Below are 17630 nucleotides of genomic sequence, written 5' to 3' on the forward strand. Positions count from 1 at the left end.
CGTGGCTGGTGAGGGTGCGGCAACTGGCGCGGAACTTTATGTTGGGCATGGCACTGTCTGGGTGAATGGCGATAATGGCTATATTGCCATGCAGGTCAGTGGGTTAGAAGTGCTTCCGGGGGCCGGTCTCACGGATTCAGGTAGCAGAGAACTCGATAGGCATCGTGAACAGAAATTGGATTTGCGTGATACAGTGCGTTTCGAGGTGTAATGAGACGCATAAGAAATGTTCGTGCAGAATCATTGCCTTGGGGGAAAATATAACTTAATGCATCTGCGAAGTGATCACTGTACAAAGCAGGGTTGCATATTATCTGAATCTGGTCATCCAAGAAGGCGGCGTCAATCGGACGGACAAATCGCTCGGGCTCTTGTGACTTGCGGTTGGAAAGTGTTTTAGCAAGGTCTGATTTTATTACTCTGCTACCATCAGTTTTTTGAGCGTCGAGATAGTCTTGACCATATGCCTCGGTCAGTTTTGTATCAATGAGCCTCCGAAGCCAGAGTTCAAGCCCTTCGATTGCACGCTTGCAGCCATCCCGCATTTGAGTTTCTGATATTGTGTGAAGTGGCATGTTTATGTATACTCCCTCGGGTCGTCAACTACCTCACCTAGTCTATCTGGTGTAGTTTGAAGTTCAGCATTCGCCAGAAACGGACGTGTAGCGCGATCTGGCATATGCCAACAGGTAGAAGCGCCCAGATGACCCTTAGCATTGCTAAGCAACAGAAGTCCAAGCACAACCACTTATTAACGGTTATCTTGGAACCCCCGCCGGATCCATGCAATTACAAAACCAAGCAAGTACAAGATGATAACGGGACCCACCCAACCCAAAAAGCCATAGCTTATAACCTTTAGTCTAGTAGACTGATGTTCTTGAAGCACCTGCTCGTGCTCCATGTATGCCGGAGAGAAATTGACTGGGACGTTTAGCGTGCTGTTAATGTCACTGACAAAGGTTTCATATGAATCGGCCAACGGCCCTTCGCCCTCACTTAGAAAACGACGAACCCTCGCTTTAGCCAAAATTAGATTCTGGCGCTCTTCAAGGCTCAAGTCCGCTTTTCTTTCACTATGATACTGATCAAGAATGCCAATTGTGCTTTGAGAGCGCGACATGTCCGCAGCATTTTTCGGATTAACATCTACCAAATATATCATAGCCACAACCACACCTGCGTATAGCACAGAAGATGCGATCCATAGCCTATGCCACCCATTGAGACGCCTCACTCTCTTAGCCCCCAAGCACTACTCAGAATGCGCACTCTTTTTTGACTGAGCTTGCCAGCCACTTAAAATCAAAAAAATACACGATGCCTAAGTTTTGTCGAAACTCTTTGATCCACTCTAGTGAAAATAGCATAGAAAAATAATACCAACAATATGCTGGCTTCTTTTTTGGGAAATTCGGCTGGTGTCATGGGGTAATGATTAACGCTTATCCACATCGGCCAAAGTTCTTCTTTCGGCCAGAAGAAGACGACCAGAGAGTCCTCATATAACGACAACAGCACGCGCGGGGGAATTTTAGCACCTCCCCGATCAGCCCGATCGCCTAGCGTAAAGCGACCTAGTTAATCTGCTTGTTAAGCTCAACTGCTATCTCTCGCTCATCGAGCTTAGTAGAATATATAGGGAAGGATTTACCTATAACACGCAACAACATTTCTCGCATATGATCAGATGTTCTGAGGCCCAAGTGGATTCCAGTGATCCTTCCGGAAACGCAGAAAAAATCCTCATCCGATATTATCCGATATTCCTTTTCATACTCCCAGTGCTTGCTTTTTATCCTCAGTACCTCGTATGATTTAGGTGAAGTCAAAAGAGAGCAAGAAAACTCTCTTAACTGATCAACATAATCGACCTTATACAAAAACTTCGCATCCACTTCCAACTCTATTTCAATTGCTATTCCGGTATGGCCACCCGCGTAATGGGACCACATACGCACGTCAGATTTTTCTCCAGAAAGACTGCACACCCGTGTTCCACCAGGAATAGGAAGCTCAGATATTGATTGTGGCTTCTTAACGGTGCGGTGGCCTCCGAGTGGTGCAAAATTCAGAGGGCCACTATTAAGTGAGCCGCCAATATGCATAACTGATAGAAAAACCCCTTCAAAGGGATCATTGAGTTTGTTATATGCTGCACAATGCAATCGCTCATTTAACAGTATATCGAGCGTGTATTCGATGTTGGCAAGCGAACGAAATTTATAGAGTTTCATAGGCATTTAACATAGATAAATTCGCCAAGAGTGTTCTCAGCAAGGTCGGCACTGGGTCGGCAACTGCATCAACCACCACAACAGCATAGCCAAAAGTTCTCGATCCGGCCAAAAGCGGACAATCATAATTCCCTAAAATAGAAATTCGGAAAACATCCATTACCCTTAATTAATAATGACAGAAGCATTTTGGGCCATCCTAGAGATTTGACCCTAGGAGAGCGCCCCATGAACACTCCCTCTGAAAAACATCACTCCCCGTGGAACAAGGGCAAGCTGGTTGGCCAAAAGCACCCGCTCCGATTGAAAGACGTTTGGGCTATTCGTGTCAGGCTTCAACTCAATAATAGACAACGTGACTTGGCGCTGTTTGAACTAGCCATTGATAGCAAGCTAAGAGCCTGCGATTTGGTCGCATTGCATGTCCGAGACGTCTCTCACGGAGATATGATATCTTCCCGAGCCATCGTAATGCAGAGAAAGACCCAAAGACCGGTCCAATTCGAGATAACCGAAAAGACTCGTAGCGCACTACGCCAGTGGATCAAGAACGAAAGCCTTGGAATGGATGATTTTTTATTTCCGAGTCGAAAATCGAGACAGCTTCATTTATCTACCCGTCAGTATGCTCGGATAGTAAAGAACTGGGTGACATCCATTGGTTTGGACTCATCTTCTTATGGGACTCACTCACTCCGGAGAACGAAAGTCACGATCATCTACCGTCAAACCAAAAACTTGAGAGCGGTGCAACTTCTCCTTGGCCATACGAAACTGGAGAGCACTGTCAGATATCTTGGAATAGAAGTCGACGATGCGTTGATCATGGCCGAACAAACTGATGTCTAGCTGCAAGGTGCCGGGAGAGTATTCGACACCAAGAAGGTATGACAATGCGCCTCGGCGAAACGCGTCGCCGAGGCGCTACTGGCAGAGATGCACTTCAGCGGTGATCAGTCATCATGGCCCAGTTGCAGGGCCACAAAGTAAGCACGGCCCTCTCGGTTGAGCAGCACAGGCACTGCTCGGTCATCCGGCAGGCTGGTTAGCATCTCCTTCAGCTGTTGTGGACCCTCTACCGGCTGCTGGCCCAATCTGACCAGCACATCGCCGGGGCGGATACCGGCGGCAGCGGCGTGGCCGGTCGGGTCGACCTTGGCGATGCGCACCCCGTGCTCGAGACCGAGCCGGCGCTTCTCCATCTCGGTTAATGGCTGGACCGCGATGCCGAGTCGAACCGAGTCGCCATCGGATTGCTCGGGGCCGGCATTCGGCCACTCGCCGACTTCCACCGTAATGGTCTCGCGCTGGCCATCGCGCAACACAGAGAGCTCAACGTCTTCGCCAGGCGCAGTCTCACCGATCAGGCGCGGCAGGGTCGTGGAGCGGTCCACTTCCTGGCCGTTCACTTCGAGGATGACGTCTCCTGCCTGAAGGCCACTGTCCGCCGCGGGGCCGCTGGGGTCGAGTTCGGCGACCAAGGCACCCTCGGCCTGCTCCATGCCGAAGGATTCCGCGAGGTCCTTGGACACCGGCTGGATGCTGACGCCGAGCCAGCCGCGGCTCACGTAACCCTCTTCGCGAAGCTGGTTGGCGACATCCAGTGCCACGTCGATGGGGATGGCGAAGGAAAGGCCCATGTAGCCGCCGCTACGAGTCAGGATCTGGGAGTTGATGCCCACGACCTCGCCATCCAGGTTGAAGAGCGGCCCGCCCGAGTTGCCCGGGTTGATCGCCACGTCGGTCTGGATGAAGGGGACGTAGACGTCCTGGGGCAGCGTGCGGTTGATGGCGCTGATGATCCCGGACGTCACAGAGTGATCGAAGCCGAAGGGGGAGCCGATGGCGGCGACCCACTGGCCGACCTTGAGGTCGGTGGATTCACCGAGCTCGAGGGTAGGAAGATTGTCCGCCTCGACCTTGAGGACCGCCACGTCGGTCTTTTCATCGGCACCGACCAGCTCCGCCTCGAGCTCACGGCGGTCGTTGAGGCGCACCAGGATCTCGTCGGCCTCCTTGACCACGTGGGCGTTGGTCATGATGTAGCCGTCTTCATCGAAGATGAAGCCGGACCCCAATGACTGGCGTGGCGTATCACCTCGGTTGGGTGCGCCATCAGGTGGCATCGGGATGCGGTCGCCGAAGAAGTGGCGGAAGATCTCCGGCACCTCCTGCCCACCAAATTGCCGAGAGGACGTCATGGACCTTTCGACATCGCGGGAGGTGGAGATGTTGACCACGGCCGGCGCGGCCTTGTCGACCAGCTCCGTGAAATCCGGCAGTCGTGACTCGGCAAGGGCTGGCGTTGCCACAAGCAACAGCAGGGCCAGGCTCATCAGCCAGGAGAGCGAATGGCGCTTGGGTATCACGATGGGCTCCTGTCTTTCGAGTGCATGAAACATGACAGCGCCCTTGATACAGCGACCACGTGGCAAAGTTCCTTACCCGAAACCAACCCTGGCCTGCGACGGCTTCGCTCAGACCGTCAGCACGGCATTGACCAGCCAGCCGTTGTAGACCACCAGGCCCAGCAGCAGGGCGCTGGCCTCGATGCGATTGATGCGCCCTTCGCCGCGGAACCCATAGCCCATGACGAACAGGCTCACAACCATGGCCATCATCACCGGCCAGTCACGCAGCATGATATCTACTGAAAGGGCCTCCATCGGCGCGATGACACCGGCAATGCCTACCACCGCCAGCAGGTTGAACATACAGGAACCCACGACGTTGCCCATGGCGATATCGTGTTCTCCCTTGCGTACCGCGGCGATCGATGACGCCAGCTCGGGCAGGGAGGTACCGAGGGCCACGATGGTCAGGCCGATGATCAGGTCGCTCACACCCAAGGCACTCGCCACGGAGACGGCCCCCCACACCAGCATCCGCGAGCTCACCAGTAGCAGTGTCAGGCCGACCACCAGCCAGACGATGGCCCGGCCGAGCGTCATGGCATGTGAGGCAAGCTCCTGCTCGGTCTCCGCGGCCAGCGGGTCATCCTTGCCACGCAGTGCCGTCCAGATCGTCCAGCCCATGAGACCGAAGAACCCGAGCAGCAGTAGCAAGGATTCCAGTCGGCTGAGCTGTCCGTTCCAGAAGAGTGCCCCGGCCACGGCCCCAAACAGCAGCAGCAGCGGCAGTTCACGGCGAATGATCGTCGAGTGGACGGCGATCGGCACGATCAGTGCCGTCACTCCGATGATCAGGCCAATGTTGTAGATGTTGGATCCTAGCGCATTGCCGAGGGCCAGGTCGGGGTTGCCATCCAGGGCCGCCATAATGGATACCACGATCTCCGGTGCCGAGGTGCCGAACCCGACGATCACCATGCCAATTACCAGAGATGGCAGTCCGAGATGTCCGGCCACAGCCGCGGCACCCTCGACGAAGCGGTCGGCACTCCACAGGAGCAGCACGATCCCCAGGATGATGGCCAGAATTGGTAACAGCACAGCGTCTCCTCAATGGTCGCGAGTGGCATGACAGCGTCCCGTCAGATGCCGATGTCTTCGTCGTAATCATGGTCGGCGTGGCGAATCAGTTGGCTATCCTCATCACAGTCGGGGTCATGCACGAAGGTGCGCGTGACATCGACCTCCCCCAGGCTCTGGATAGTGCGACGCCCGAGCAGCACGGGATAGTTCATGTCATCGCGATCCTCCAGGCTGAACTGCTCCTCATGGAGGGTCTGGCCCATGCAGATCGTCATCAGTACCACGGGGCGACGATCCTCCCCACCGGCGCCACTGACCAACAGGTTACGAAATACCTCACGTTCGAAGGTGCGTGATACTACCTCATCCGTGTCCTCATCCTCGACTTCGACGGTGAAGCGCACCCACTCCTCGCCGTCACGTTCGAATGTCTCGATCTCTTCGGCTTGCATCGAGGAAGTGAGCGCACCGGTGTCCAGTTTTACCTTAACCTCGGCCCCCCAGGGTTCGACGGTGGCGGTCTCCACCCAGCCATAGGTCGCCGCGTCTGCACCCATGGCGGCGGTGGCCAGCCCTCCGGCGACAACCAAGATCGTTGCATAACATGCTGATTTTAAATATTTCATATCTAGGCTACTCCTTGCTATAGAACGGTATGCCGCCCTGCGGCTTAGGGCCTTGTGCCAAGCCCCTCCCTGACCAGGTCACTACAGTGAAGTTCCGGATCCCGATAAGTTGGTATGAAGGCAGGACTGGAGGATCCTGAGTGAGGCCGTCAGAATAGCGCCGCAGACCCACCTTGGAGCACCCATGTGAATATCCTGATGTTCACCAACACTTTCCTGCCGATTGTCGGTGGCGTTAGCGAGTCAGTGCAGCGCCTAAAGCGACAGTTGCAGGGGCAAGGGCACAGGGTATTGCTGGTAGCGCCGAAGCTGGAGGGCCAGCCGAAAGAGGAAGAGGGCGTGATCCGAGTCGCCGCCGTTCAGAACTTCAATGGCAGCGACTTTTCCTTGCCGGTGCCGATTCCCGGACAGCTGTATGACGCCATCGAGGCCTTCGAGCCCGATATCGTGCATTCCCATCACCCCTTCCTGCTGGGCGATACAGCCTGTCGCGCCGCCGAGACCTATGGAGTGCCGCTGGTATTCACGCACCACACCCTCTACGAATACTACACCCACTATGTGCCAGGGGACTCGCCACGGATGCAGCGCTTCGCTACCTCCCTGGCGACGCAGTACACCTGGCTGTGCGATGCCGTGATCGTCCCCAGCGAGAGCATTCGTCAGCTGCTTCTCGAGCGCGAGGGCAACCCAGCCATCAGCGTGGTGCCCAGTGGCGTCGCAACGGCACGGTTTGCCCAGGGGAATCGGTGCTACTGGCGTGAGCGTCTCGGGATCCCTCAACAGGCCTACGTGATTGGGCACGTAGGTCGCCTGGCTCACGAGAAGAATCTGGCTTTTCTTGCCGAGGCGGTTAGCCAAGCCCTCCAGGCTTGCCCGACGGCTCATTTCCTCGTGGTGGGTGAAGGTGCGGCTCAATCCAGCATGGTCAACATTGCTAACTCACGGGGCGTTTCCGACCGCCTGCACTTCACCGGTCGACTGCAGGGCCAGGGACTGATCGACGCCTACCACACCATGGATGTCTTTGCCTTTGCTTCCCACAGCGAGACCCAGGGGATGGTGGTGGCCGAAGCCATGGCCGCCGGCCTGCCGGTCGTGGCGGTGTCGGCCCCCGGCATCCGCGAGGTGGTGATTGATGGCGACAACGGTCGTCTGCTTGACAGTGACGATGTCGAGGCGATGGTCGATGCCCTGGTGAGCCTGCAGGAACCCCGGCGCCGTCTTCCTCTTTGCGAGTCTGCACTGGTGACGGCCGCGACCTATGATGAAGCCCGTTGTGCCGAGCGGTGTCTTGCCGTGTATCGGCAGGTCATTGCTCAAGGTGGCCCCTTAACCCACGCCGACGATGGCGGATGGGACCGGATACGCAGCCGACTGGGCGCCGAGTGGCACATGCTGTGCTACCGGGGCCGTCTGCTCAAACGCCTCGTGCGGTCGGAACTGAGTGAGCATGGCCCCGCCTGGTTGCCGGAAAACAGCGAAGGTGCCCCAACACCTATCGGAACGGTCGACAGTGACGTCGATACTGGATCGGATCGCTGATTGGGGGGTTCAAGGCACTTTTCGTCAAACCCAGAAAAACGCCTTACCACCGCAGTCAGGAAACATTAAGCAGGCTATAGGGTGCCTCGCAGGCGTGCCGCTCGTCGCGTTCGTCGATGCTGCCGAGGGCATAGTTGCGGTCGTTGTCGTAGGCCACGAAGAGTCGGTCGTGATCCAGCACCGCGAGCCCTTCCGCCTTGTGCTCGAACTCCAGCGGTAGACCCACCGGCGTGGTCACAAGCGTCGGGCGACGCCCGGCACGGAAGTCCTCCAGGCCGACCTCCCACAGGTAGCCACCAATATGCTCCTCGCCATTCGCCTCGACCTCGTAGCTATTCAGCAGGTAGAGGCGTGCGTGGTAGGGGTCGTACTCCAGGCTTGAGAGGCCACAGTCATAGCGCACCGCGGGGTCATCACCAGGCTCGAAGGCATAGAGTTCGCGGAGCTGGTCGATGAACACCAGGTTGCCGCCCTCGCTGATCTCGTAGTGGGCCCCCACGACCCGGCTCACATAGGCGAAGTCATCGTGGGCACGCCCCTGCTCACGCACCCCGAACAGCAGCAGGCCGTCGCCCCGCTCCCCGGGGATGGCGGCGAGCCCCTCGATCTTGTAGTAGGGAAAACCGATGGCATGATCGAGCTTGCTTCGCAGCTCCAGCGAGCCCTCCACGCCATCCCGCGGGTCCGGGTCCACCACCTGCACCCGCTCCGGCTCGCCCAGCGGCCAGATCAGCAGGTGGTTGTAGTCGTTGAGGGCGTGGCTCTCCGCATCGATACGATCGAACCCCGTGGTGGCCAGCACGTGGCGGCCATCGGCGGTGAGGGCCAGGTCCTCGTACTTGACCGCCTGCTTGATCAGCGGGGTGGTGAAGTACTCGAGCCGACTGTCGTCGGGCCCCTGGGGCGTCATCGGCACGGCAAACACTGCCGAGCGCGCCTCGCCGGGGATGGGCTTGTCGCTGGCCAGTATCAGCCGCTCGCCGTCGAAGAGCACCGCGGACACCTCGGCATTGACCAGCTTACCTTTCTCATCCCGCAGACCAGCTGTGAAGCAGTGGATCGTACCTTGCTGCAGAATTCTGGCGCTCGTCATGGTGGAGGATCCTCCTGGATATCGGGGGGCAAATGAGAGCTTACTAGGCCTATGTGCGAGGGTCGAACGCTCAGCGCATCAGGATGGTGACGGTGCTGTCGTTTTTTCCGGCGTCGCCAGGTAGAGGGGGTAAGAGAGCTGCTAGACTGGAAGCGAGCCTGCTTGCTCTACAGGCGCTGGCGACAACCACGTTACCGAGGAGCGAAAAATGGGATCCAAAGACGAGAGAGACGTAGAAAAAGGTTACCCAAAGGCCGACTTCGTGGCCAAGCTACGTCGACTGGCGGATGCCATCGAGAATGGGGAACGCTTCGACATTCAGATTGCCGGCGAGCGCATCTATGTTCCCGCCAGAGCCGAATTCACCATCGAACACGAACGGTCGGATAATGAAGAAGAGATAGAATTTCAGATTAAATGGAAAAATCAATAGACCAGTGTATCTAATAGGATCGCCACCTCTATCTCAGCGACAGGATGAAGGAACTGAGTGGATCACTTGAGCCAAAAACACCAACTCGGGCCGCACTCCCCCGATTTCACTTTCTCAAAAGTGGAGTCATAGATGTCGAAGGCACCAACCGACTGTGCTATGTAGAGCTGCTCAGCCAGTTAAGCCTGACCTTAAATTGATCAGCTTCTACTGACGGATGATTTCGGCCAAAAGCTGTCTTTTTGGTGTCACTGATATAGCACCTGAGCTCAAATGTGTGAGGCGATGCCCGCTTTTGCGTCAGCAAAAGTGGGTGGCGCGTCAAACGTCACCTACAACGATTTGTTAGATTTCGGCGGTACGGCGCATGGTGTAATGCCCATTTGTTGACCTGTCGGTGAAATAATTGCCGCGAAGCACGTCATTTGATTCTTGGCTGACCTTGAGAATGGCTGCTCCTATGTGAGGGTCCTGCTTTTTTGCCGCACCAGCAGTACTTATGTTTCTGTAGATGTAATACAGGCCAGGACGCGAAGATTGGGCGTCTTTATGGGGAGTGACCATCAATGTCTCAGACTCTGATTCGTCCGAAGACAGTTCGATACTTAACTTCAAAAGACTCTGTTTGATGAAAGCAGTCGCAATCTTCTCGCCAGTTTTGTTACCCCAGTTCCAATGAATATCAACCGTCCACTTACCGTTGAGATCGGGGAAGACCCAGTCGTTTAGCTTAGGAATCCACTGCCACACTGCCCTCCACCCGCCTATTGCTATGCCCAGCAGTACTAAATTCAGAATAGCCACGCCTTTTAAAGCCGTTTCAAATGATGCGAGCCCAGATGCTCCAACCAGCAAGGAAATTAGCACCACAATACCCGCGTAAAGGCCGGCGATCCAAGCGATCAACTTTGTTATCGGTAGTAGATTAATCAACGGGAAGACCACCTTCAAAAACCAAGATTCCGCCTCTTTCGCTCAGAAGGCCAGTGCACACAACCCCCTCGATTAGCGACCCTAATCTAGCTGCCATGTACCGAGAACCTACATTTACACTACCAATAAACTCTCGACATTCTGCAGCAGGAAAAGGTGCGAAATACTGATTTCGCTGCATCAACTGCCACTGTCCAGAAACGATTTGGAATCCATCATGACAAGGCCGGCTGTATAAACTGCATTCGGCAATCTGCTCGGCAAGATCCTGTTGAGCAGGAAAATCGGCATCAGTACAAAGTGAAACAATAGGCAGACGCTCTAAATTTTCCGTTACAACAACTCCAACGCCGCAGAACTCCTCGTTTGGGATGGAGTCACGGACTCTCAGCAGCAGGCTTCTTAATCGTTTGGGTGGGGTCATCGACAATCCTTTATACGAAATCTAGCGGCTGCGCGCAGCGGTAGGTTTGTGGGCTGTATTGAAACATACCAGCCCGACTGACGCCACTGGTTAGGCATCCTGCAAGCGGACACCAAATTGAGTCTCACTTTAAAGCCTTTTGAAGTCGGTATGCGTGTTCGAGGTTCTACGTTTTCTAAGTTGAAACTTTTAATCAGGATTTCAGCATTATCAACTCGCTTCAGCGTGTCGTGCTCCCTGCGCCCTCATTTCACACCGTAGCTGCTAGGTATTGTCTTGCCTAAACGATCCTTACCCAATCGTCTATGACCTCCCAGCGCTTTGGTGCGTCGCCCGAGGATGTGTACACGGCCACACCCTGTGCTCCATCATCAGTGCCTTGGATCACCATCACCATGCAGCTCAATCTGAAATCTGATCGTTGCACCATTTTGGATATGGTGCTGAGATCTTCGGATGATGCCGTAGGGTGGGTCTGAGGGTGGGTATGCCAGTCACCACAGTAGTAAAGCCCTCGTCCCCGCTGCTTCTTAATCTCGCGTTGAGCGCAGTCTGGTTTGGATCGATAGCCGAAGCGTGTACGCAAGTCACCTAGGTAAGGACCGGTGGCCACCTTGATCTCTAATATCCCGTCCTTCAGATGTCCAAAGAGTTGCCCACCAGCTTCTAGCTTCCAGAGCCGGTTCTGTATGTACCTAGCCATATAATCCAGCGCACTCTTCCTCAGCACGATGTGCTGAGCAGAGGTAGGCAAATGCGCCCTAATGATTGGTTCCATCGTCATTTTTCCCAAGCCCTTGAGATTTCACAATGACTCCGATCAAAGAGCTCAGATGGTACTCCGCCGCGCTCGATTACTATGTCTCTATTACCCAACCACATTCGATTCGTCGATTGGGGGACCTTGCCCAATATGACATCAATTATGAGGCGTTGGGCCATTAACACCGTGCTGGACATGTCGACTGCATCGTAGGGATGGAATGTTACCCCGCAGCCAGCCTCACCTAGTACGACATTTTTTTGGCTCCAACCGTGTGTTAGCCGACCGAAGTAAAAGCCATCGGCATCCAGGCCCTCGCTGAAACGATCTCGGCCAATCAAGGCTACCGCATGGCCCGCGAGTGCGAATTCTTCGGTCCACGTCCAAACACGGGTAGGCGGGTGTTCTATAGTGTCTATCCAGTGGTCTATTGCTAGTTCGGCTGGCAGGTCGAGTCCAGCCAACACCAAAACGTCACATTGGGCCAAACCTTCAAGATCTCCGGGCTTCAAATTTTGGAAGGCTCTGGTATGCGGCTGCACATCCCGAACATGGGGAAAGTCCCTTCGGATCTGTGCAGATATAGCGTCAGCTTTTAGCCATCCGAGCCACTCACTACCAAGCACATGTCGGCCAAGGTTTTGCGGCCTGATTTCGTCGTAGTCCACTAGGGTTAGGGAATCAACACCTGCTTGAGCAAGGCCGCGTGCGAGGAATCCGCCGATGGCACCACATCCAACAATCCCTACTGAGGCTGTCCGGAGGCGATCAAGGGTTATGTTTGAGTCACGACCATGCACCCAGAACGGGTCAATTCTCTCAATCGACAGGGGCACAATAGCCTTGGCGAAGAATGTGTTCGCAACAAAACGTGCAGGTCGTGGACTTGACTTGCGAAACCCCTTCTTCAGAAACTTCGCGCTTGCGCCGCTGATGCTTGCAGCTGCAAACATCGGTGCCCCATTTATCATGAACCCCATTACTAACGGCAAGTCATATCCAGCACGCACGTGACGTTCAATGTGCTCACGCCCCACCAAATTGATAATGTCTCGCCCCTTGACGGGATACTGGTCTGGTGTAGGAATCTGCGCCGGCCAGACAACACGGGTGGTTAGCAGGGCTTCAGCTTTTATTCCAGCATTTTTGAGCCACGAAGAAAGTTCACTAGGGTCATCAGCAAAGATGATTTGTCCAGTCCTCGCTGAATGATAGTAGATATCGCGGTCATTCGAACGGGGTGAGAGCAGCGCATAGCAGTGAGGCTCCTTGGAGCCAATCTGCTGCGACCAGTACGAGAGGAACTCACGACGAAATTCTATGGTACGTGCTTCCGAGTCCATGGCTAGTACGTCCACGGCGTGCTGAAGCATTGTCAGCACTCGTGGGCCCACGTGAGCGGAGTATTTGGTGGTCGTCAAGCACAGCACACCATCTCGCTCTATATGAGGCCAGTGCGGCGCGTTATCCATGACTGCCTGCGGAGCAACTACCCGCGGCTCAGAGAGGGGAAAGGCATCATCAATAGTGAGGAAAACGTAGTCGACAGACGGATGCTGTAGATAGCCCTTCGGTAGGTCTACTCGCCAGGTAGCCGCGCAGTGCAGCCGCCTCGGAATAAGACACTGCTCACCATCGCGTATTCGCCGCCAGCCACCAGGACTTGCGAACTTTAGTGCGGCTTCAATAGCTCGCACTTGTTTTGACTGGAAGTTCAGAGCTTAGCTCCCCCAACCGTAACGCCCATTGCCGTCATCGCGGGTATCCGTCTTGCTCTCCGTCGCTACGAAGAAGGTCTTAGCGTCGGTGCCTGAATTACGTGGGTCAGGTAGATTGCCAAAATAGGTGGTGTTAAACACGCTGTCCCATGCATCCCGCGCTTCGTTGCGGGTACAGTCATCTTTCTCAAGTGTTGCCAAAATTTCGAGAGCATCGGACATGCAGTTCCGGAAAAAAGTCACCTTCTCATCACCTTCCTTGGCCAGTTCAGTTGCATTTACCGGGTGCTCGACCTTCGTAGATGTCGCCAAGCGGGAGTTGATCACCTTCCAAGTTTCGAGCAATGCTTGGTCGTCTCGGTTCTTGAAGGGCCTGAACTCGTCTACTACAAGTCTGGTGAGGGCAATTCCACTAGCAGTCTTGTTTTTCCACTCTTTGCGGCTTCTAGCAAAAGCTTTAGTTAAGCGAACAACATGCCTCATCTGTAATCCGTCAACACCATCTTCACCATTCAGTTGGCTGATGGCATTCCTAAACCACTGGGTGACGGCGCGAGCATCAGAGACCTGCCACATGTTGCCGCTAGCCAGCTCGTATATTTCCTTCTCTTTATCCATGCCTTCATCTTGAACCTGGATCCGATAGACCGGCATATCGATGTGATAGCCGGCCTGATACTCTTGGCGAACACAGTTATTATGAACCTCAGCAGGACTCGCAAATCTGAGGTCGTACGATAATGCGTCGCACACTCTTTGACGCGCCTGTAATGGCGTCAAATCAACGCCGTCGCCATTTTTCAGGTCATTGGGAAGAAAGTACACGCCATCGTCGATATCGTAGTCGCAATCTTCATCCTGGATCATGGTCCTCATCTGATAAGAGCCTTGCGAAGAGACTATTTTGGGTTGAGCATGATCATTATTATTCAATCCATTCTTTAGGCGGATGCGGCCGTTATCGCGCCTTTCCCTCATATCCTTACGATCCTTGTCACGCAGTGTGACTTTTTCGCCATGATACTTTGACATCTCACTGCTGCAATCGAAAACGCTCATTTCATTTCCTCACCTCGTTGAACTGCGTACCCTTCTGAAAGAGCAGCACGAAAGGCCTCCAGCTTCGAGCCCGGCTCATTAGATTTTGCCCAAGCGAAATCGACATCAGATATGGCCTGCCGCCGCAACGCGTTGAGCACAACAGGCCTGGCGTCGTCCATATTCTTCAGGTAAGCCAGCAGTTGCTCGGATGGACATTGGGCGGGCAATCTGTATGCAAAGTTGTCTGGTCCGCGAACAGTTGTGATCTTGTTGCTGATGTAGTCGTAACCGACCGCCTGTGCGTTGAGGCTGGTCTCGATGGCGCGCAATCCGCCCTTCCAGCCGACAGCACCACGGTAGCGCTGAGCGTCAGAAATCTCCTCACCCCCTTGGGCCGGCAGCGATCCCAGCATGAAAAGGTGGATAGGACGCTCATTTTGCCCAGTGCTTGCCAGAATCTCGCTAGCCTCAATCGCGCCTAAAGCCCCCGGGTTGTTAGCCCACAATCCACCGTCTGTATAGACGACTCTCGCACCGCTGCCAGGCTCTTGGAGTTCCGCCAGTGCGCGTAGAATCGGCGCCGCGCTGGTTGCCATGCATGCATCGACTAACGTGCGTTGGTCATCTCGACCGTTTAATCGTTCAAGGTGACGGGTCTTAAAGACTACTGCAGCGTGGCGCGCCATATCGATAGCAGGGATGGCCAACCGGATGCCGCGCTTTTCCTGGATATTTAAGAATGTGGTTTCACCCAAAGTTTCTTGCAGGGCCTCCCTGAGGGCGTTCTCACCATGCCTCGTGCCGCAGCCTAATGCTCTAATGATCCCCCCGATAAAGGGCCACGTCCTTAGCCGTTGATAAGGAAATATCTGAGACCCGTGCTCGGCGTAAAGAGCTTCCACATCCTTTAAAGGCCTTCCCGCGGCCAATGCGCACGCGACGATCCCCCCCGTGCTCGTCCCTGCGATCAAATCAAAACAGCGGCCGATATCAACAGGCGGCTGATCCACCCCAGAAACATGGCTGGCGAAGTGATTAAGGTAGGCAGCTTGATATATGCCGCGCATTCCTCCCCCGTCTAGGCAAAGCACTCTAAAAGGCGCCATAGTTCTCCTACATTTTAATTCCCCGAGTGGGGCAGTCATCACAACCTTTAATCCCAGAAACTTGGCCAATCTTCAGAGAGCAGCCCAATGCCGGCCCGAGAGGAGATCGAGCTCAATGTCCGCTAAGGGTCGTGAGCTGACATACCACCGGAACCAGTAAAGGGCTTTTACATTGGCGGGTATGAGGTTCCATTTCGCATTCCCTTGCTATGCCTAATCCTCAGTCAGGTTAGCAGTATCATGCTGAGCCTGCTCGCGACCTTCGTGGTGCATGGGCTTGGCAGGCCGCGCCTCCTGCTTGATACTGTATAAATATCAGGTATCGGAAGGAGCCCACCATGCCACACGCCAAATTCACCCCCGCGGATCCGGCACCGCCGCCTATGGCATTGCCACACCCCCTCGCGCGGACGCGGGCCGGGATCTCTGGCTTCCCGAGCCCGGCCCAGGACTACGAGGGGCGGACCCTGGACCTCAACGAGCGCCTGGTGAAGCGACCCTCGGCCAGCTTCTTCATGACCGTCACCGGCGACAGCATGGACTCCCTGGGTATCCACGACGGCGACCTGCTGCTGATCGATCGTTCTATCGAACCCCGGCCAGGCCACATCCTGGTGGCGCTCGTAGAGGGCGAGATCACCGTGAAGCGCTACCAGCTGAAGGGGCGGCAGCCCTATCTCTGCTCGGCGAACCCGGCCTATCCGCCTATCCCGCTGGAGGACCTCGACTGTCAGGTATGGGGCGTGGTGCGTTCGGTCATTCACGAGTACCCGGTGTAGCCATGATCGGCCTGATCGACTGCAACAACTTCTACGTCAGCTGCGAGCGAGTCTTCCAGCCCCGACTCGAGGGGCTGCCGGTCGGCGTGCTGTCGAACAACGATGGCTGCGTGATCGCCCGCTCCAACGAGCTCAAGGCGCTGGGAGTAGAGATGGGCACTCCGGCCTTCGAGCTGAAGGCGCTGCTGCGGCAGGGGCGCATCCGCCTGCTCTCCTCCAACTACGAGCTGTATGGCGATATGTCGGCCCGTGTTCAGTCTGTGCTGGAGGAGTTCTCCGCCGGCGTGGAGCCCTACTCGATCGACGAGATGTTCGTGCGCTTCGACGGCTTTGGCCACGACCAGCTGCTGGCCCACTGCCGGGAGCTTCACTGCAAGGTGCGGCGATTCACCGGCATTCCGGTGAGCGTTGGGGTAGCCCCCACACGGACCCTGGCCAAGCTGGCCAACCGGGCAGCCAAGAAGGTGCCGGCCTATCGGGGGGTATGCGTGCTATCGGTGGATAGCACCGAGATGGAGAACCTGCTGCGGCATACCGAGCTGGGTGACATCTGGGGTGTGGGCCGCCGGCTGGTGGAGCGGCTGGCTCTGATGGGGATCCGCTCGGCCTGGGACCTCGCGCAGGCCGACCCCAAGGAGATTCGCCGGCGCTTCTCGGTGACCCTGGAGCGCACCGCTCTGGAGTTGCGTGGTATTCCCTGCATCGAGATGAATGACGCCGACGAGCCCCGCCAGCGCATCATGACCTCGCGCTCCTTCGGCAAGCTGACCGACAACCGGGCCGAGATCCACGAAGCGCTGCGCCAGTTCGGCCAGCGCGGTGCCGAGAAGCTGCGTGGCCAGGATAGCCTGGCCCGTGCCGTCTACGTCTTCCTGAAGACCAACCGGCACCGCCCCGACCTGCCACAATATTCGCCGGGAGCCGTGGTCGAGCTGACGCGGCCCACCGACGACAGCCGCGAGGTCCTGCACGCCGTCAACCAGGCCTTCGCTGCCATCTATCGGCCCCACTACCGCTTCATGAAGGCCGGGGTGATGCTGATCGACCTGATCGACGCCAACCGCCAGCAGATGTCGCTGCTGGACACTCCCCAGAACGCTGCGGAGCGCGAACGCAGCGAGAAGCTGATGGCGACCCTGGATGCTCTCAACCAGCGCATGGGGCGTGGCACCGTCAAGCTGGGGATGCCCAGCCCCAACGCGGCCTGGCACCTGCGCTGTGCCAATCGCTCGCCACGGTGGAGCACCCGCTGGCCGGAGCTGCCCAGCGCGAAGGCCAAGTAGCGAAGCGCCTCAGATCTCGACGGCGGTACCGCTAAACACCTCACCATAGCGGCCGATCAGTCCTCTGGGGCCGAGCAGCAACCAGGATCCCCTTTTCCTGACCTGGGTCATTTCTTCGTGGCTGTAGGGCGCCTACCCTTCACTGGCACAACATATGGTGTATATGGATCTATATTTCACCACATATAGTGATACACACAATGAAGGGGTACTCC

At 55.9% G+C, this 17630-nt stretch carries 17 protein-coding genes; 6 read left to right on the forward strand and 11 right to left on the reverse strand.

Annotated features, from left to right (window positions below; genetic code table 11):
• The coding region (locus Q673_RS36880) for a hypothetical protein (RefSeq protein ID WP_235048460.1) at positions 1-211 on the forward strand (211 nt) is incomplete at its 5' end.
• 1366 nt (positions 212-1577) lie between these two features.
• Here Q673_RS36880 and Q673_RS35660 read toward each other — a convergent pair.
• Positions 1578-2237, reverse strand: coding sequence for a DUF2971 domain-containing protein (locus Q673_RS35660; RefSeq protein WP_161629658.1), 660 nt, complete (start codon positions 2235-2237; stop codon positions 1578-1580).
• Positions 2238-2465: 228 nt separating this feature from the next.
• On the opposite strand from Q673_RS35660, the gene Q673_RS35665 reads away from it, so the two are divergent.
• Positions 2466-3086: a tyrosine-type recombinase/integrase gene (locus tag Q673_RS35665; RefSeq protein WP_081711921.1), complete on the forward strand. Its 621-nt coding sequence runs from the start codon at positions 2466-2468 to the stop codon at positions 3084-3086.
• Between the two features lie 104 nt (positions 3087-3190).
• Here the strand turns inward: Q673_RS35665 and Q673_RS18875 are convergent, their stop codons facing one another.
• From Q673_RS18875 to rloA3, 3 genes are all read right to left on the reverse strand, one after another.
• A complete protein-coding gene (locus Q673_RS18875) occupies positions 3191-4573 on the reverse strand; it encodes a DegQ family serine endoprotease (protein ID WP_031217445.1) in 1383 nt (460 codons plus the stop codon).
• Between the two features lie 141 nt (positions 4574-4714).
• Complete coding sequence (locus tag Q673_RS18880) at positions 4715-5689, reverse strand: calcium/sodium antiporter (protein WP_023004120.1); 975 nt, start codon at positions 5687-5689, stop codon at positions 4715-4717.
• A 41-nt stretch (positions 5690-5730) separates the two neighbouring features.
• Positions 5731-6297 (reverse strand): retropepsin-like aspartic peptidase RloA3, encoded by a 567-nt coding sequence (rloA3, locus tag Q673_RS18885; RefSeq protein ID WP_031217446.1) that lies wholly within the window; start codon positions 6295-6297, stop codon positions 5731-5733.
• A 186-nt stretch (positions 6298-6483) separates the two neighbouring features.
• On the opposite strand from rloA3, the gene Q673_RS18890 reads away from it, so the two are divergent.
• Positions 6484-7842, forward strand: a complete 1359-nt coding sequence (locus tag Q673_RS18890) for a glycosyltransferase (protein WP_023004122.1) — start codon at positions 6484-6486, stop codon at positions 7840-7842.
• A gap of 55 nt (positions 7843-7897) precedes the next feature.
• On the opposite strand, the gene Q673_RS18895 is transcribed toward Q673_RS18890, so the two are convergent.
• Entirely contained in the window at positions 7898-8935 is a 1038-nt protein-coding gene (locus Q673_RS18895; protein ID WP_031217448.1) for a hypothetical protein, read from the reverse strand.
• Positions 8936-9143: 208 nt separating this feature from the next.
• Between Q673_RS18895 and Q673_RS18900 the strand changes: the two genes are divergently transcribed.
• Positions 9144-9368: an amphi-Trp domain-containing protein gene (locus tag Q673_RS18900; RefSeq protein ID WP_023004124.1), complete on the forward strand. Its 225-nt coding sequence runs from the start codon at positions 9144-9146 to the stop codon at positions 9366-9368.
• 345 nt (positions 9369-9713) lie between these two features.
• On the opposite strand, the gene Q673_RS36325 is transcribed toward Q673_RS18900, so the two are convergent.
• The 6 genes from Q673_RS36325 to Q673_RS35680 form a co-directional block, all read right to left on the reverse strand.
• Positions 9714-10274: a hypothetical protein gene (locus Q673_RS36325; RefSeq protein ID WP_152527038.1), complete on the reverse strand. Its 561-nt coding sequence runs from the start codon at positions 10272-10274 to the stop codon at positions 9714-9716.
• A gap of 19 nt (positions 10275-10293) precedes the next feature.
• Entirely contained in the window at positions 10294-10725 is a 432-nt protein-coding gene (locus tag Q673_RS36330; protein ID WP_152527039.1) for a hypothetical protein, read from the reverse strand.
• 280 nt (positions 10726-11005) lie between these two features.
• Positions 11006-11509, reverse strand: coding sequence for a Mov34/MPN/PAD-1 family protein (locus tag Q673_RS37185; protein WP_081711922.1), 504 nt, complete (start codon positions 11507-11509; stop codon positions 11006-11008).
• Complete coding sequence (locus Q673_RS35675) at positions 11506-13185, reverse strand: ThiF family adenylyltransferase (protein ID WP_081711923.1); 1680 nt, start codon at positions 13183-13185, stop codon at positions 11506-11508. Before Q673_RS35675 ends, Q673_RS37185 begins: the two co-directional genes overlap by 4 nt.
• Positions 13186-13209: 24 nt before the next feature.
• Positions 13210-14265: a cyclic GMP-AMP synthase DncV-like nucleotidyltransferase gene (locus Q673_RS36335; RefSeq protein ID WP_152527041.1), complete on the reverse strand. Its 1056-nt coding sequence runs from the start codon at positions 14263-14265 to the stop codon at positions 13210-13212.
• Positions 14262-15392, reverse strand: coding sequence for a CBASS cGAMP-activated phospholipase (locus Q673_RS35680; RefSeq protein WP_081711924.1), 1131 nt, complete (start codon positions 15390-15392; stop codon positions 14262-14264). The genes Q673_RS36335 and Q673_RS35680 overlap by 4 nt, the downstream gene beginning before the upstream one ends.
• 299 nt (positions 15393-15691) lie before the next feature.
• Here Q673_RS35680 and Q673_RS18915 point away from each other — a divergent pair, with 299 nt between their 5' ends.
• Together Q673_RS18915 and Q673_RS18920 are read left to right on the forward strand one after the other, a co-directional pair.
• Complete coding sequence (locus Q673_RS18915) at positions 15692-16132, forward strand: LexA family protein (RefSeq protein ID WP_023004125.1); 441 nt, start codon at positions 15692-15694, stop codon at positions 16130-16132.
• Positions 16133-16134: 2 nt separating this feature from the next.
• A complete protein-coding gene (locus tag Q673_RS18920) occupies positions 16135-17415 on the forward strand; it encodes a Y-family DNA polymerase (RefSeq protein WP_023004126.1) in 1281 nt (426 codons plus the stop codon).
• Positions 17416-17630 lie beyond the last annotated feature (215 nt).

Source organism: Halomonas sp. PBN3, assembly GCF_000475415.1.
GTDB classification, from domain to species: Bacteria; Pseudomonadota; Gammaproteobacteria; order Pseudomonadales; family Halomonadaceae; genus Halomonas; species Halomonas shengliensis.

What these genes read in the sequence shown, in the direction of transcription:
- Q673_RS35660 (WP_161629658.1), bottom strand. Translation starts at nt 2,237, where the DNA reads ATGAAACTCTATAAATTTCGTTCGCTTGCCAACATCGAATACACGCTC.
- Q673_RS35665 (WP_081711921.1), top strand. Translation starts at nt 2,466, where the DNA reads ATGAACACTCCCTCTGAAAAACATCACTCCCCGTGGAACAAGGGCAAG.
- Q673_RS18875 (WP_031217445.1), bottom strand. Translation starts at nt 4,573, where the DNA reads ATGAGCCTGGCCCTGCTGTTGCTTGTGGCAACGCCAGCCCTTGCCGAG.
- rloA3 (WP_031217446.1), bottom strand. Translation starts at nt 6,297, where the DNA reads ATGAAATATTTAAAATCAGCATGTTATGCAACGATCTTGGTTGTCGCC.
- Q673_RS18895 (WP_031217448.1), bottom strand. Translation starts at nt 8,935, where the DNA reads ATGACGAGCGCCAGAATTCTGCAGCAAGGTACGATCCACTGCTTCACA.
- Q673_RS18900 (WP_023004124.1), top strand. Translation starts at nt 9,144, where the DNA reads ATGGGATCCAAAGACGAGAGAGACGTAGAAAAAGGTTACCCAAAGGCC.
- Q673_RS36330 (WP_152527039.1), bottom strand. Translation starts at nt 10,725, where the DNA reads ATGACCCCACCCAAACGATTAAGAAGCCTGCTGCTGAGAGTCCGTGAC.
- Q673_RS37185 (WP_081711922.1), bottom strand. Translation starts at nt 11,509, where the DNA reads ATGACGATGGAACCAATCATTAGGGCGCATTTGCCTACCTCTGCTCAG.
- Q673_RS36335 (WP_152527041.1), bottom strand. Translation starts at nt 14,265, where the DNA reads ATGAGCGTTTTCGATTGCAGCAGTGAGATGTCAAAGTATCATGGCGAA.
- Q673_RS35680 (WP_081711924.1), bottom strand. Translation starts at nt 15,392, where the DNA reads ATGACTGCCCCACTCGGGGAATTAAAATGTAGGAGAACTATGGCGCCT.
- Q673_RS18915 (WP_023004125.1), top strand. Translation starts at nt 15,692, where the DNA reads ATGCCACACGCCAAATTCACCCCCGCGGATCCGGCACCGCCGCCTATG.
- Q673_RS18920 (WP_023004126.1), top strand. Translation starts at nt 16,135, where the DNA reads ATGATCGGCCTGATCGACTGCAACAACTTCTACGTCAGCTGCGAGCGA.